The sequence below is a fragment of the Nostoc sp. NMS2 genome (assembly GCF_017115105.1).
In the GTDB taxonomy this organism is placed as follows: domain Bacteria; phylum Cyanobacteriota; class Cyanobacteriia; order Cyanobacteriales; family Nostocaceae; genus Nostoc.
Map to the genome: position 1 here is coordinate 1 of NZ_JABXKH010000057.1, position 15,692 is coordinate 15,692.

General features: G+C 42.7%; 13 protein-coding genes and 1 pseudogene. 7 read left to right on the forward strand and 7 right to left on the reverse strand.

Going from position 1 to position 15,692, the window contains the following annotated elements:
- Positions 1–88: HNH endonuclease (locus tag HWQ36_RS34345; RefSeq protein WP_366828794.1), on the reverse strand; the 88-nt coding region annotated here is incomplete at its 3' end.
- Between the two features lie 61 nt (positions 89–149).
- The gene (locus HWQ36_RS10655) at positions 150–644 is read right to left on the reverse strand and encodes a hypothetical protein (protein ID WP_292701756.1); all 495 of its coding nucleotides are present in this window, start codon (positions 642–644) and stop codon (positions 150–152) included.
- A gap of 396 nt (positions 645–1,040) precedes the next feature.
- Between HWQ36_RS10655 and HWQ36_RS10660 the strand changes: the two genes are divergently transcribed.
- Positions 1,041–1,949, forward strand: coding sequence for a tetratricopeptide repeat protein (locus HWQ36_RS10660; RefSeq protein ID WP_292701759.1), 909 nt, complete (start codon positions 1,041–1,043; stop codon positions 1,947–1,949).
- A 197-nt stretch (positions 1,950–2,146) separates the two neighbouring features.
- Here HWQ36_RS10660 and HWQ36_RS10665 read toward each other — a convergent pair whose 3' ends face one another.
- The gene (locus HWQ36_RS10665) at positions 2,147–2,548 is read right to left on the reverse strand and encodes a response regulator (RefSeq protein WP_292701760.1); all 402 of its coding nucleotides are present in this window, start codon (positions 2,546–2,548) and stop codon (positions 2,147–2,149) included.
- A 327-nt stretch (positions 2,549–2,875) separates the two neighbouring features.
- Here HWQ36_RS10665 and gyrA point away from each other — a divergent pair, with 327 nt between their 5' ends.
- Together gyrA and HWQ36_RS10675 are read left to right on the forward strand one after the other, a co-directional pair.
- Positions 2,876–5,431, forward strand: a complete 2,556-nt coding sequence (gene gyrA, locus HWQ36_RS10670) for a DNA gyrase subunit A (RefSeq protein WP_292701762.1) — start codon at positions 2,876–2,878, stop codon at positions 5,429–5,431.
- Between the two features lie 259 nt (positions 5,432–5,690).
- Positions 5,691–5,876, forward strand: a complete 186-nt coding sequence (locus HWQ36_RS10675; protein WP_069073374.1) for a chlorophyll a/b-binding protein — start codon at positions 5,691–5,693, stop codon at positions 5,874–5,876.
- Positions 5,877–6,026: 150 nt separating this feature from the next.
- Here the strand turns inward: HWQ36_RS10675 and rpoD are convergent, their stop codons facing one another.
- The gene (gene rpoD, locus HWQ36_RS10680; protein WP_094346204.1) at positions 6,027–7,196 is read right to left on the reverse strand and encodes an RNA polymerase sigma factor RpoD; all 1,170 of its coding nucleotides are present in this window, start codon (positions 7,194–7,196) and stop codon (positions 6,027–6,029) included.
- Between the two features lie 1,696 nt (positions 7,197–8,892).
- Positions 8,893–10,830 carry a DNA topoisomerase (ATP-hydrolyzing) subunit B gene (gene gyrB / locus HWQ36_RS10685; RefSeq protein WP_292701773.1) on the reverse strand — a complete coding sequence of 646 codons (1,938 nt, stop codon included), beginning with the start codon at positions 10,828–10,830 and terminating at the stop codon, positions 8,893–8,895.
- Between the two features lie 299 nt (positions 10,831–11,129).
- On the opposite strand from gyrB, the gene miaA reads away from it, so the two are divergent.
- Positions 11,130–12,032, forward strand: coding sequence for a tRNA (adenosine(37)-N6)-dimethylallyltransferase MiaA (miaA, locus tag HWQ36_RS10690; RefSeq protein WP_292701776.1), 903 nt, complete (start codon positions 11,130–11,132; stop codon positions 12,030–12,032).
- A 56-nt stretch (positions 12,033–12,088) separates the two neighbouring features.
- Here the strand turns inward: miaA and HWQ36_RS10695 are convergent.
- Positions 12,089–12,372: pseudogene (locus tag HWQ36_RS10695) on the reverse strand (Uma2 family endonuclease); the annotation flags it as partial.
- 279 nt (positions 12,373–12,651) lie between these two features.
- Here HWQ36_RS10695 and HWQ36_RS10700 point away from each other — a divergent pair.
- Together HWQ36_RS10700 and HWQ36_RS10705 are read left to right on the forward strand one after the other, a co-directional pair.
- Complete coding sequence (locus tag HWQ36_RS10700; RefSeq protein ID WP_292701778.1) at positions 12,652–13,131, forward strand: YbjN domain-containing protein; 480 nt, start codon at positions 12,652–12,654, stop codon at positions 13,129–13,131.
- 71 nt (positions 13,132–13,202) lie between these two features.
- Entirely contained in the window at positions 13,203–13,928 is a 726-nt protein-coding gene (locus tag HWQ36_RS10705) for a biotin/lipoate A/B protein ligase family protein (protein WP_292701781.1), read from the forward strand.
- 141 nt (positions 13,929–14,069) lie between these two features.
- Here HWQ36_RS10705 and rppA read toward each other — a convergent pair whose 3' ends face one another.
- Positions 14,070–14,768: a two-component system response regulator RppA gene (rppA, locus tag HWQ36_RS10710; protein WP_292701783.1), complete on the reverse strand. Its 699-nt coding sequence runs from the start codon at positions 14,766–14,768 to the stop codon at positions 14,070–14,072.
- Between the two features lie 66 nt (positions 14,769–14,834).
- On the opposite strand from rppA, the gene hisG reads away from it, so the two are divergent.
- Positions 14,835–15,479 carry an ATP phosphoribosyltransferase gene (gene hisG / locus HWQ36_RS10715; protein ID WP_292701786.1) on the forward strand — a complete coding sequence of 215 codons (645 nt, stop codon included), beginning with the start codon at positions 14,835–14,837 and terminating at the stop codon, positions 15,477–15,479.
- Positions 15,480–15,692: the final 213 nt, after the last annotated feature.

Consider the following 15,692-nt stretch of genomic DNA (forward strand, 5'->3'; position numbering starts at 1 on the left):
TGTTACATTTCTCACAACTTAAAGTGAGATTTGTAATCGAATTACTACCTCCTTTTTGTCTATAAGGAACGGCTACCGAGCCAGTTATTTACGGCTAAAACTATAGCCTGGTAGCCCTATACTGACAATGATTTTGAGTTTTTAGTGTTTTAAAGGTTGATTTGCAGTACCAGCCCACTAGGAAGTCTGAAGTAATCATCACGCACTCTCACTAATCTCCCAGCAGGAACAATTTCTTGATTGGGAAGAAGAATATCCCCGTTGGGAAGTCTGAAGTAACCTTGATTACGCAGTCTGACTATGGATCTAGCAGGAATAATTTGTCCGTTGGGATATCTGATATCACCATTACCAAGTCTGACTACTCTGTTATAGGATTGGTTGTCACGGTTCCAATTACCCCGATCTCTAGAGTTTCTGACTTCTCCTGGATAGGGTCTGCTGTCGCGGTTCCAATTTTGATCGCGATCTCTAGAGTTTCTGACTTCTCCTGGATAGGGTCTGCCATCGCGGTTCCAATTTTGATCGCGATCGCCAACAACGTAGACTTTCGTCTGGGCACTTGCAGGCGCAGTCAAAAGAGTGGGAACAATTATCAAGGCAGCAGCAGCTAGGACTATCGATACACGCTTTGGTTTAAACATGAAATTAACTCCTTATTGGTATTAAAGTTCTATTCTGATGAGGTTTAGATTCAGCAATATTCAGATAGTTGCTTTTGTTTTGGTATCAATATGTTTGATATTTACCTCATCGTATAAATTCATACATAATAATTATTGATCAAAAAGTTGAAACCAATGTATGACAAAAGTCATCAGTAATTCCAGACTTATGTATGACCAAAGTCATCAGTTTTTTTAATGGGGATTGGGGATTGGGCATTCGGAATTAATCAATAATTCTTCGCTCCCTGCCCCCCCACTCCCTCATCCCCCTCATCCCTTTCCCCAAGATTGGTAAGATTTTGCTACCGTCAAGAGCGCAGATCGTTTAAGCTAGCTGAAAGATTCTTTGATTAGTGGCTTAAAGGCGGTAGTGTGCCTAAACATGTTCGTTTGATTTCTTTTCTAATGGTCTGTAGTTTGTGGAGTATGCCAAAAGCCGCTAACGCGCAGGCATTAATACCCCATACACTGCAACTAGATGGGACAAAGTTAGAGAAGCAGGGGTTGAGTCTGGCACAAGAGGCGGCTCAACTAGCTCAGTTTCAACAGGTTGAATTAGCTTTGCCACGAGCGCGGCTGGCTAGTCAACTGGCTCCGAAGAATGATAAAGTGTGGTTGCTCTTAGGTGGATTGCAACTACAAACCAAAGAGTTTGACGGGGCGATCGCCAGCTTAAAAAAAGCGCAATCTATCAACCCCAAAAATGGTGATATTTTGTTTGCTTTGGGTTCAGCTAATTTTCAGCAGAAAAATTACCAAGCAGCGGTTGTCAATTACCAAGACGGTTTGAAGCTAAAACCCAACGATCCAGAAGGGTTATTTGATTTGGGTAATGCTTACTATTTACTGGGTAAATTGCCAGATGCGATCGCACAGTACGATAAAGCAGTCTCTCAAGATAAAAAATTCTGGCCAGCGCTCAACAATATTGGCTTAATCAACTACGAACAGGGTAATATCTCTGAAGCGATTAAGCGATGGCAATCTGCTGTAACCCTTGATAAGCAAGCCGCAGAACCTTTATTAGCCTTAGCAGTGGCACTGTATACGAAAGGCGATGCCTCCGGCGAGCTACGCTTACGCCAACAAGGATTAAGCTTGGGAGAAGCTGCACTCCGCATCGATCAGCGCTATGCTAATTTGAATTTTCTCAAAGAAAATCTCTGGGGCGATCGCTTACTGTCTGATACGAAAAAATTCCTAGAATTACCCCGTATTCAAGCAGCCCTACAGCAACCGGAAAGCTCATCATCAGCTCCTGGGAAACAGCCTACTCAATAGGAGTGGAGCAGGGGAGTGGGGAGCAGGGAGCAGGGAGCAGGGGGGAAAGAAGTAATTTTTCATTATCCCCATTCCCAATTCCCCATTCCCCATTCCCAATTCCCCACTTGCCTAATAGTACCTTTTCGTAGTACATCTATACTAAATAAATACAGGAATAGTCGCCCAAAAACCTTTGCGGGCGACTATTCCTGAAATCAGTCGTCTGTGGGTAGAAGTGCGAGGATTTGGTCAACAAACTGTTGATGGTCAACAACTGGCTTAGAAATGTAGCCATCAGCGCCGCTTTGCTTGAGAAAATTCTCGCGATCGCCTTCCATAGCATGTGCAGTCACCAAAATAACAGGTAAGTTTGCTGTTTTTGGATCGGATTTTAACATCTGTGTAATCTTGATTCCATCAACAGATTTACCTTGGTAAACACTTCTGGAAAGAGAAACATCCATCAAAATCAGATCGGCTTCTCCTGATTGGGCAATTTTTATTACTTCTTCGACATTTTCAGTATGTTTCACTCCCAAGCCGCCACGCTTGGACAAAATCTTGGAAAAAACGCGAGCATTAATTAGATCGTCTTCGACAATTAAAACAGTTTTCATGAGAATTTTAGTAATAGAGGTTGAGGTGAGGGGATTAGGCAATTCAAAATTAAAAATGAGAAAATGCAGTCATGGCAAGTATCCTGGCTATGAAGTCTATACAAATTAAGTTTGCAGCAGATTATCATTCAATTAAAACAGCTACCTGCTATCTGTATTCCTTTTTAATAGTGTATGTACATCCTTGTCATCAAGGATGATACTACTGCTTTTTCTTCTATGACTATCAATATTTTGTTAGGAATCCCATTTCATCCGTTATGCTGTGGTTGCTGCAATATTGAGTTCCGTCGGCTTTTGTGTAGTTAAATTTCAGGGAAAAAACTCATGGCAAAACAGTTAAACCTTCTCTCAACGGGACAGGTAATTCCAACAGCCCTGCACACAGAGATGCAACGGTCTTATCTCGAATATGCCATGAGCGTGATTGTCGGGCGAGCGCTACCAGACGTGCGTGATGGCTTAAAACCAGTGCATCGCCGCATTTTGTATGCAATGCACGAACTCGGTTTAGTACCAGATAGACCCTATCGAAAATGTGCCCGTGTAGTGGGTGATGTGTTGGGTAAATACCATCCCCACGGCGACCAATCAGTTTACGATGCCTTAGTCAGGCTAGTGCAGGATTTTTCTAGCCGCTATCCTTTACTAGCAGGACACGGTAACTTTGGTAGCGTCGATAATGACCCGCCAGCAGCGATGCGTTACACAGAAACGCGCCTCGCACCGATCAGTCATGAGGGAATGCTGACAGAAATCGGCGAAGAAACTGTGGAATTTGTCGGGAACTTTGACAATTCCCAGCAAGAACCAACAGTGTTACCTGCTCAATTGCCGTTTCTGTTGCTCAATGGCTGTTCTGGGATCGCTGTGGGAATGGCGACAAATGTTCCACCCCATAACTTGGGGGAAATTGTTGATGGGTTAATCGCTTTAATCGACAACCCAGATTTGCCAGATGAAAAATTATTTGAGTTAATTCCAGGACCAGACTTTCCCACTGGTGGAGAAATAATTGGTGAGGCGGGAATTCGGGAAGCATACACCACAGGTAAAGGTGGAATTCTGCTGCGGGGAGTTGCGACTCTAGAAGAAATTCCAGCCAGTAGGGGAAGCAAGCGCCGGACGGCAATTATCATTACAGAATTGCCTTATCAAGTGAATAAGGCTGCCTGGATTGAGAAGGTAGCGGACTTAGTAAATCAAGGTCGTTTGCAAGGAATTTCTGATCTTCGAGATGAAAGCGATCGCGAAGGGATGCGGGTAGTAATTGAACTCAAACGCGATACCAATCCCCAAGAAATTCTCCAGCATCTGTATCACCAAACTGCTTTGCAAGTGACGTTTGGGGCAATTCTCCTAGCGATCGTAAATGGACAACCCCGCCAGTTAAGTTTGCGTCAACTGTTGCAAGAATTTTTGAGTTTCCGAGAAGAGACGCTGAACCGTCGCTACAATTACGAGTTGGGGAAAGCTCAAAGTCGTGTGCATTTGGTGGAAGGTTTACTCAAAGCACTATCTAATTTGGATCGAGTAATTGAAATTTTACGGCAAGCTCCCGATGGGAGTACGGCAAAAATAAACCTTTGTAGCCAACTAGATTTGAGTGAGGTACAAGGAGATGCAATTCTATCTATGCCGTTGCGCCGCCTCACCAGTTTAGAACAGCAAAATTTGCAGCAAGAATTTGAGCAAATAAGCGAACAAATTAGTTTGCTGGAACAATTACTCAACGATCGCCGCGAATTACTCAAGGCGCTGAAAAAAGATTTGCGATCGCTCAAGCGCAAGTACAACGATCCCCGGCGGACAAAAATCGGAGAAGAACAAAAGTCTAAGGCAGAGGATCAGAAAAACAGAGGATCAGAAGATGATGAACACAATCCCAAATCCCAAATTCAAAATCCAAAATTAGAACAGCCGGCAGAAGAAGCGATTTTAGAATTTACCCAACGGGGTTATGTCCGCCGCACCCAACCATCTGGGAGAAAGTCAAAAGCTGAAAATGGTCTGCACGATAATGACTTTATTATCCAAACTGTGTTGACTGACACCCAAAAAGACTTGCTAATACTAACCGGTGGCGGCAAAGTCTACCCTGTGAATGTAGGAGAAATTCCTCCAACTACTGGGCGTTCTCCACGGGGAAAACCTTTAATTACTATGCTCAGTAATACTGCTCAAGGCGCTCAAGAAGCTGTGGTCAGCCGCTTTTTGCTGCCAGACAATCTCGAAACTCAGCAGATGATTCTCTTAACAAAACAGGGACGAATTAAGCGCCTGTCTCTGGGAGAATTTACGAACTTGACGCGGCGTGGAATCACGATTTTGAAGCTCAAAGACGATGATGAATTGTCATTTACCCAATTCACCACTCCAGGAGCGCATCTGATTTTAGCTAGTTCCGGTGGGCGAGTGTTGCGCTTTGCAGCCAATGATGAACAATTACCGATCATGGGTCGCACAGCAATGGGTTTACAAGCATTTAGACTATTGAAAAATCAGCAAATGGTTGGCTGTGTCACTGTCGGTAAAGATGACCATCTGTTGCTAGTTACTCAAGAAGGATATGCCAAGCGGATGGCTGCGAGTCAGTTAAGAGCGGCTAATCGTGGCGATCTAGGCACGCAAGCCCTGAAATTTGTCAGCAAAACTGATAATTTAGCTGGTATGGTCATAGCGATGCCAACTCTTGGAGACGCTACGCGAACGGCGGGCTACGCCAACGCATCTGGCGAGGTAGCTTTAGTGACGAATAAGGAACGGGTTGTGCGAATACCTGTGGAAACAGTGCCGATTTTAGGCAGGGATGTCAAAGGTGAAAGTATCATCCAACTCAACCGCGATGAAAAAATTATCACTGTTGCCGAAGTGCGATCGTAAATCAAAGTGACGCTTACTGAAGCTGGACTTAGATCCCCGACTTCTTCAAGAAGCCGGGGATCTGGGCAATGTTTTTGACTTTTCTTCTACCTCAGTAAATCTCACTGAAGACTGATGTTTTAATCTGTATAAATAGCTATTTCTATTTATGTCAAGGTATGGAAACAAAAGTATAAAAAATGTTGCCTTTCTAAAAATGTTTGTTATATTAGTTTACATAAGGCAATAAACCTTAAGAATTAAGTTTGGAGTCCGAATCATGACAAATGCAAGCACAACAAAAGTCACTACTCCTGTAATTGAAGATCGTAACGCTTGGCGCTGGGGCTTTACCCCACAAGCAGAAATTTGGAACGGTCGTTTGGCGATGATTGGCTTTTCAGCAGCCATTTTGGTTGAAGTTTTTTCTGGTCAAGGCTTCCTACATTTTTGGGGCATCCTATAAGTTTTACCTGTAAGTTTTAATTTCCAAGATGACCTATAAATAAAAAAACCTGGAGTGCTAATTCACTGCCAGGTTTTTTATTTTTTTGTTATTAGTCAGTTGTCATTTGTTTATTTACTAATGACCAATGACCAATGACTAATGACCAATTTACCGAATATATTCCTTGAGAACGCTGTTACGATTTGGGTGGCGTAACTTACGGAGTGCCTTCGCCTCAATTTGACGAATCCGTTCGCGGGTAACGTTGAAAATCTGTCCGATTTCCTCAAGGGTCTTCATCCGACCATCATCTAAGCCGTAACGTAGTCTGAGGACATCGCGTTCACGGGGGCTGAGACTGTCGAGGACTTTTTCTAGGTCTTCGCGCAGAAGATTTTTGGAAACTTGGTCTTCTGGTGTCTCACCATCGGATTCAATAAAATCGCCCAATCGAGAATCTTCTTCTTTACCAATAGGCGTTTCTAATGAAATGGGCAACTGGGCGGATTTAGCAATAAACCGCAACTTCTCAATGGTCATTTCCATCCGAGTGGCGATTTCTTCCTCGGTGGGTTTGCGACCCATTTCTTGAGACAGTAACTTAGTAGTTTTCTTAATCCGAGAGATGGTTTCGTAGAGGTGAACCGGAAGACGAATTGTGCGGGATTGATCGGCGATCGCGCGGGTAATTGCTTGACGAATCCACCATGTAGCATAAGTGGAGAACTTGTAACCTTTTTCGTGGTCAAACTTTTCGGCGGCACGAATCAAACCGAGACTGCCTTCCTGAATTAAGTCTTGGAACGACAAACCACGATTCATGTACTTCTTAGCAATTGAAACCACAAGACGGAGGTTAGATTGCACCATCTTATCTTTCGCTCTGCGACCAACATGCAGGCGATAACGAAAAGCTGGTAAGGGCAGTTGGACTGCTTCTGCCCATTCACTATCTCGAGGATCGCGATCCAACTGTTCTGAGAGTCTTTCCCGCACCCTCTCTAATTCCAGCAAATCGGCGATTTTCCGCGCCAATTCGATTTCTTCGTCTGCCCGCAACAGCCGAATTCTACCAATTTCTTGCAAGTAAAGCCGAATGGAATCTTCTGTGTAATGCTTTTTCTTGCTTTGTGTCCGACGACGCGATTTAGCGGCTTTTCCAGACTTTGCGTCGTCCTCATCAGTCTGAGGCTCTAAAAACTCATCGTCACCTTCATCGATGATAAGCAAGTCCTCTTCATCATCTATTAAGAGTTCTTCTAACTCGAGCTCAGGCTGATTCATTATTTCTAGGTCAGGCTGATATATGCTTTCGAGTACGTTGTTAGCCTGGTTCATGCCGCGTTCCTCATGCTCCTTGCAGAATCAATTACTCAAGATGTGTTTACTGCTCTTTTAAACGAGCCAATTGTCAACCGAAAATAAGCTTTGTGGCAGATTTGCCAGAAATATTTTCGGATTTTTTGCACCTCCAGTAGGAGGTTTTTTTACTTTAGTTTAAGCCATTTCTAAAAGTGATTTGCTCACCCTAGCAAATGTTATATGTGTTGCTATCACATACTGCTTTCAACTAACTGGTCAAAAAAAATACTCGTCTTTCTGAAAAAATTTGCCACTCTATACTAATGAGTTCAGACTGCTGGCAGATTTTCTTATAAAGACTCTTCCGATTGTAGCCTGTTTCACAGAAATTGCACTCTTTTTGTGTATTAATCATGAACTCTTACAGCAATTATTAGCCACTATTACCAAAAAGACATTAAAAACGAGAGTTATACCCTGAAATTTTTCTCCACTTTTCGGAATTGCAGTGACGTTCTTATTACATTACGAAGTAAGTACGCTTGCTCTTGCTCGATTTCATGTATTTTACACAACATTAATTACTTAGGAAGAGGGCATTGTATGTTAACTCAGACGACAAGTATTAATCTACCCATTTTTACATTTCCTTCATAAATTACGCATTCCTGAGATTAAAGCTAGTCTTTCGATTGGGTAAATACAACCAGGGTGGCGGTGCTTGCCTTAAAGGAGTTAACCTTTTGCTTACTAATTACCTTAACTGAGGAGTTGAGGCTGTCGCACATTGACCTGATGGCAGATCAATTTAGGTTTAACTAATTCGGCCTTATTCACACGTTAGCGCACTGTGACGATTTCAGCCCTATGAAACTTGACAAACTCTTCTTATTGTATACAAGGATATTTTAATCAATTAAAAAACAATTTGTCCTGTGAATTCGCCAGTATAGTCCTATTTCAAGCAAAACTTCATTAGATACATACGATACAATAGCGATCGCTACGGCAGTACATGAAGATATTAACAAGTTTTCAGCCAGATGGTGTGTGCTTCCAGTAGCCATTATCTCAAGCTGAGAGAATCCAGAACATTACCTGATGATTTTAGTTACAAAGCTGGATTGCGTAACTTAATTGTAAATTTCAATACTTGTCTTTCGGTAAGTTTCTGTCATCTTATGATGATAAATCCTCAAGATACTTATTAATTGCGGTTTGATAGATGATATTCAGTTATTTTCTTAAAGCATAACAAATGTGTTTTTAGTTGGTGGACAAAATTAATTAGCTAGTCAGTGCAAAAAGTATTGTTCTAACTAACTTTCCAACAAAGTTGGTAGTTTTACTAACATTAGAAGATTGAATTTTTGTCAGATATTGACAATAAGCAAATTATATGATTATTCACTAATTTCAAATTTACGTAAGAGTTACGGAATAACATAGACGCAAAGCAGCTTGCCGGAGGCTACCGCAGAGGGGCAGGTGTATAAAGCATTTATAAAATCTTGTTTTGTCATCATCCAAAAGAAGTATTTTTATAGAAAATTCGGATATAAAAAAGGTAATGAGTAATACGTTTTCACTCATTACCAATGTCACAAATTATTAGAGTAGTAGTCTGTCAAATTCATTTTGACGGTTAGAGAGACGCGATAAATCGCCGTCTCTACAGGGAATTTATCCATCAATTATTTATTGACAGACTAGTAGTGCTGGGGAATTGATATTAAATATCTAAATCGGTGAAGTTGAGTTTAGAACCATAAGTTTCGATAAATTCTCGTCTTGGTGCGACGCGATCGCCCATTAAAATTGTGAAGATGCGATCGGCTTCGGCAGCGTCCTCAATTTCTACTTGCTTCATTTTGCGGGTTTCTGGGTTCATTGTGGTGTCCCAGAGTTGTTGTGGCATCATTTCACCCAAACCTTTGAAGCGTTGGATGGTATAGTTGGCGTTAGCGGGGAATTTGGCGATCGCTTGATTTTTTTCGCGATCGCTGTAGCAGTACTCATGATTACGTCCCCGTTCTACTTTAAACAGTGGGGGACAAGCAATATAAATAAAGCCTTGTTCGATGAGCGATCGTTGATATCGATAGAAGAATGTTAACAACAAAGTACGGATGTGCGCTCCATCTACGTCAGCATCCGTCATAATGACTATCCGGTGATAGCGCAGTTGGGTAGAATCGAATTCATCACCTTTAACACCTAAACCGAGGGCTGTAATTAACGATTGAACTTCGTTATTTTTATAAATTTTAGCGTCATCGGTTTTTTCAATGTTGAGAATTTTACCACGTAGAGGCAAGATAGCTTGAGTGCGGCGATCGCGTCCTTGTTTGGCACTTCCACCGGCTGAGTCCCCTTCCACGATGAATATCTCAGATTCGCTAGGGTCACGAGAACTACAATCGGCCAATTTCCCAGGTAATGGCGAAGATTCTAGTACAGATTTGCGCCGAACTAATTCCCGCGCATGACGCGCCGCTTCTGCGGCTTTGAAAGCTTGGATAGCTTTATCTAAAATTGAATCTGCGATGGCAGGATGAAATTCTAGGTACTCGGTGAGGACTTCTCCCACCAGAGAATCGACAATCCCCCGCACTTCAGTGTTACCGAGTTTGGTCTTGGTTTGTCCTTCAAATTCTGGATCAGGGACTTTAACGGAAATTACCGCAGTCAAACCTTCGCGGACGTGTTCGCCACTGAGGTTAGGTTCATTCTCTTTAATTTTATTGCGCTTGCGGGCGATCGCATTTAATGTCCGAGTCAGAACCGCCTTTAACCCTTCTAAGTGCGTACCACCATCTACTGTGCGAATATTGTTAGCAAAACCTAGCACATTATCCGTATAAGCATCAGTACACCATTGCAAAGAAACTTCTACTTGTACGTTATTGCGTTCCCCCTGCACATAGATAATTTCTTCATGCAGTGGCTGCTTCTCGCGGTTCATGTACGCGATATATTCTTTAATCCCACCCTTGTAATCGTAGGTTTCTACTTTCGGTGTATCGCTTTTTAGTAGTTCTAGACGGTGGTCAGTAAAGGTAATTTTGACACCTGCATTCAGATACGCTAATTCCCGTAGGCGACCTGATAAAGTGATGTAATCAAACTCAATGCTAATTGTAAAGATTTGGGTATCTGGCTTGAAGGTTGTAGAAGTTCCAGTTCTAGCTTCTTTGTAAGGCTTTGTTTGCAATTCGGTAACTGGGATACCGCGTTCATAGCGTTGGAGATGAACCTTTTTATCTCGCCAAACTGTAACTTCTACAACTTCAGATAGGGCATTAACAACAGAAATACCGACCCCGTGCAATCCTCCAGAAACCTTGTAGCCACCGCCGCCAAACTTACCACCAGCGTGTAGTACCGTCATCACGGTTTCCAAAGCTGATTTCCCGGTGCGCGAGTGAGTATCAACGGGAATACCGCGACCATCATCTGTTACAGTTACGGAACCATCAGCGTTGATATCCACCTCTATATGAGTGCAATGACCCGCCAAAGCCTCATCGATTGAATTGTCCACCACCTCGTAAACTAGATGATGGAGTCCTCGCGGCCCGGTGGTACCAATGTACATTCCTGGTCGTTTGCGGACGGCTTCCAGACCTTCCAGAACTTGAATCTGATCGGCACTGTAACTGCTCGTCATGTAAACTCTCCTGATGCGTGGGGTTAAACTCGCCTAAAATTAATTAAAAGCAAAAACACTCCAAAATTGTAACACAAAAGCCTTGCTAGCGTCTGTAGGGCTTTTTCAAGAGAAGTTTATACTAGGGTTGCACTACCGTGGAAGAGGGGCAGGGGGAGATGAGGGGGATGAGGGGGACAAGGAGGATAAGGGGGACAAGGGGGAATTATTGAATAGTCTCTTCCTTGTCTCCCCCCTCTCCCTTGTCTCTTCTTCATGCCCTGTTTGGCCAATGCCCCATAACAAATGACTAATGACTAATGACTAAATTAATTGTGATTTGTGGGGCGACGGCAACGGGTAAGTCGAGTTTGGCTTTGGCTTTGGCGATGCGATTGGGTTCTGTAATTATTAGTGCCGATTCTCGTCAAGTTTACCGTAAGTTTGATATTGGGACGGCGAAACCAACTGTGGCTGAACAAAAATTAGTGCCGCACTATTTAATAGATATCTGCGATCCCACAGACACGATGACAGTAGCAGACTACCAGGAACAAACACAAGCGTTAATTGCTTCTGTTGATGTTACTCCACTTTTGCTAGTTGGTGGTACTGGTTTATATATCCGTTCCATTGTCCAAGGGATGAAGATTCCTAGAGTTGCACCGCAAATTGAATTGCGATCGCAACTTGAATCTTTAGGCCAGCCTCAACTCTACGCCATATTACAACAAGTTGACCCCGTTGCAACACAAAAAATTCATGCTAATGATTCAGTACGAACTTTAAGAGCATTAGAAGTATATTATGTTACCGGATACCCGATTTCCGAACAACAAGGGGAGAATCCGCCGAATTATCCAATTTTGCAAATTGGTTTAGATTGCGATGTTGAAAAGTTGGGGAATCGGATTAAACAGCGTACTGATCAAATGATAGCAGATGGTTTAGTTGCGGAGGTGGAATATCTTTGTCAAAAATATGGCGCTGATTTGTCTTTATTGAATACTTTGGGATATCAAGAAATAAAACAATATTTGGCTGGGGATATTTCCTTAGATGAAGCGAAAGAATTAATAGTTTTGCATACGCGACAATTTGCTAAGAGACAACGCACTTGGTTTCGAGCATATCCCCAAATTGAATGGTTTGATGCGAATGATCCTGAGTTATTAGATAAGGTTTGGCACAGAGTAAATGAGTTTACAAATTGCGCTAATTAGTGAGATTTGTTGCTCATGTAAAGACGCAAAAGTTTTCGCATTTTTACATGAGTGTTTTAGAGAGTTTCGGGATCAATACCCATAGCTCGTAGCCGTTCTGCTAAAATTTGGGTGCGTTGTTCAGCATGTTCAGCGCGTTGTTTTTCTTGTTCAGCGCGTTCATCTCCAGTCGATAAAACATTACCAAATGATCTTGTCTATCTTCAAATTTACCTTCCCATAGAGTTATACCTAAACCAACTTGTTCTAACCAAGTTTCTGAAGTTTCAATGTAGCGTGTTCCCCTAAGTTCATAAATATGCAGGATTTTTTCTGCTAATTGCTGATTTGGGTCATATACATGACTTTATCCAGTATTTGAGAATGTTATTTCTAGGTTAGTTGATTTGGGGTAGGAGGGTGCGTAGTCATTTACCTACAAGAACGGGTAGATTGTGTCAAAATCAATAACAAGTGGGGCTATATCAATAGACTTGGACAACTAGTTATTCCACTTGCGAGCAGCCCCACACTTTGGGCATTTGGAAAGTAGATGCAAAAGGAAGCTCAAACTAACTGCCTCCACAAGTTATAAAGTATGTGTAGATGAAACAGTGAGTATATTGAGAAAAAAATCTGTATGGCAAGCTACCAAGAAACCCTAACTAGTGACGAATCCATTAATGAGCTAATCGCCGAGACACCAGGCATTAACCATCTGGAGGTAATTGAAAATGTCATCGACTCTTTGGAACAAGATGATAGTGCGATGGTTAGCCATACTCCAGAGGGTGGCTATCTCTGGAAGTTTAAGTACGGAAGTGTGGAAGTCTTTGTCCAACTCAACGGCACAACCGATGAAGACACCATAACGGTTTGGTCTACTGTGCTAAATTTACCTGCTAAAGATGAACCCAGATTGCTGCGTTATCTATTGGAGTTGAACTGCTCCAGCACTTTTGAAGCACGTTTTGGTATTATAGAAAACAGAGTGGTTGTGATCTCAACCCGCACCTTAGCGGAGTTATCTCCCGGCGAAGTGTCTCGGCTCATTACCATTGTGGCAACGATCGCTGATAACAACGATGAAGCCTTACAATCGGAATTTGGTGGAACTTAAGGAATTTCGGATTTTGGATTTTGGGTCGCACCTTTGGTGCGCGTATGTCACATTGGCTCATACTGCATTAGATGTATAGCAAGCAGGTGTGGCGACTAATTCCTTTGCTAGAGGCGGCTGGCAATGTGCAGATGGCTATTGACAACTGGTTACTAGAACAGCACCAGTCTGGAAAACATCCCTCAACTCTGCGCTTTTATACCTGGTCGCCATCTGCCATTTCTCTTGGATATCATCAACGCCAATACCCTGAATATTGGCAAAATTTGACCTGGCAAGGTCAGAAATTGGATTTAGTGCAACGTCCTACTGGTGGACGGGCGGTATTACACCAAGGTGATTTAACTTACGCCGTAGTCACATCTGGAATTACGGGTAGTCGCCTCCAGGTGTACGAAAAAATTTGTGAGTTTTTGATTCAAGGATGGCGATCGCTCGGTGTAGAATTACATTACGGTACAGAAGGACGAGGTTACATCCACAACCCTAACTGTTTTGGTACAGCAACCAGTGCAGATTTAGTTTTGCCAGATAATGCCAAACTCATTGGTAGCGCTCAACTGCGACGTAGTGGGGCAATTTTGCAACACGGTTCCATCCGTTTGCAACCCGATGCTGAACTGTTTGCTCAAGTATTTGGTGCAGAATCTTTTACGACTGTACAACTGCCTCAAAGTCTGAGTGTGGACAAGATTATTGCAGATTTAGTTACCGCAGCTAGTGATTGTTTTAATATGCAGATAGAGTTGCAACCCCTCTCGCCGTCTGAGTGGGAAGAAATTTTGGCAAAACCATGATTCTCCTACCAATGAACCGAATCATTATGAGTTGTAAGCAAGCGGCTAAGGGACTTCCAACAAACAAATTATCAATCTTGTGGGGCGCTCATGTTGCCCACTCCACAAAGAATAGTTGAGTATTTTTTTATTTGGAAGTCCCTAAACTGACTCCACAGAGGAAGCACCGAAACGATAGCCTTTGCCGTAGACTGTGTGAATCAGTGCAGTTTCTCTACCTACCTCAATTTTACGACGCAGCAAACGAATTAATGCTGCAATCACATTACTACTGGGTTGTTCTTCCTCTTGCCACAAATTTTCCATAATTTGAGCATGAGTCATTAGTTGTCCAGTGTGTTCCATAAAATATTGCAGCAACTGGCTTTCTTTTTGCGATAACTCAATTATTCGTCCTTGGCGATAAGCGACTTGATTTTCACAATCGAGTTCTAAATCAGCGACACTTAAACGTCCGGTGGTGGTTTCATAGGTTTGGGAACCAGAACGACGCAATAAAGCCCGGACTCTGGCTAGTAACTCCCGCAGTTCAAAAGGTTTAACTAAATAGTCATCAGCACCAGCATCTAAACCTTCTACACGGTCATCGAGAGTATCTTTAGCTGTGAGAAACAGCACGGGAGTGGTTTTGCCTTGTCGTCGCAATTGCTGACAAATCTCTAACCCTGTTTTTCCTGGCAGCATCCAATCTAAAATTAGTAGGTCATAACTGCCTGCTTGTGCATATTCGCTGCCACTTGTGCCATCGAAAGCGGCATCCACAATGTAACCCTCACGAGTTAACAAGCGACTCAAGGGTTCAGTTAGTTCAACTTCATCATCAACTAATAAAATTCTCATGCTGCTGTGGTAAGCATAAAGAGATATTATTCAACTGCCAGAACGCCAAGGATATTAAGAAAAAGAATGCTGACTGTTGCATTGCCCAAAGGGGAACTCCTTAAAAATAGCATCCGCTTGCTACAATCTGTGGGATTAGATTTTAGCGCTTTTTTAGATTCAGGAACTCGCCAACTTCAAATTCCTGATACTAAGGGAATTGCAAAAGCTTTGTTGGTGCGGGCGCAGGATGTGCCTGTTTATGTGGAATATGGTCAAGCACAACTGGGTGTTGTTGGTTACGATGTGCTGCGGGAGAAGCAGCCGCAAGTTGCCCACTTGGTAGATTTGCAGTTTGGATATTGTCGAATGTCAGTGGCGGTAAAAGCATCAAGTTCTTACCGATCGCCTTTAGATTTGCCACCGCATGGTAGAGTTGCTTCAAAATATGTGAATTGCGCTCGTGAATATTTCCACAGTCTAGATTTACCCGTGGAAATCGTACCGTTGTATGGTTCAGTGGAATTAGGCCCGATTACTGGAATGTCAGAAGCGATCGTGGATTTGGTTTCTACAGGGCGGACTATGCGTGAAAATGGTTTAGTTGAAATCGCTACTCTATATGAAAGCACGGCGCGGTTGATTGCCCACCCTCTGAGTTATCGGATGAACACGGGTAATCTCAGTGATGTAATTGCCAAGCTGCGGGAAGCGATTTTGGTAGAGGTTTAACAGTTACAGCAGAAGTCAGAATTCAGAAGTAAAACTAAGGTTTTCATCAAAAAAATCATGATTTTCATTAACAAATTCATGATTTTTCTCACCACAGCCTTTGGTGTGGTGAGAAATGACTAGCAGATAGTCTGCAACAATTGAACCTCATCATACAGAGTGACATACTCCCACACTGACTGCAAGCAGTACAGTGTGGGCTTCTCACCCAAT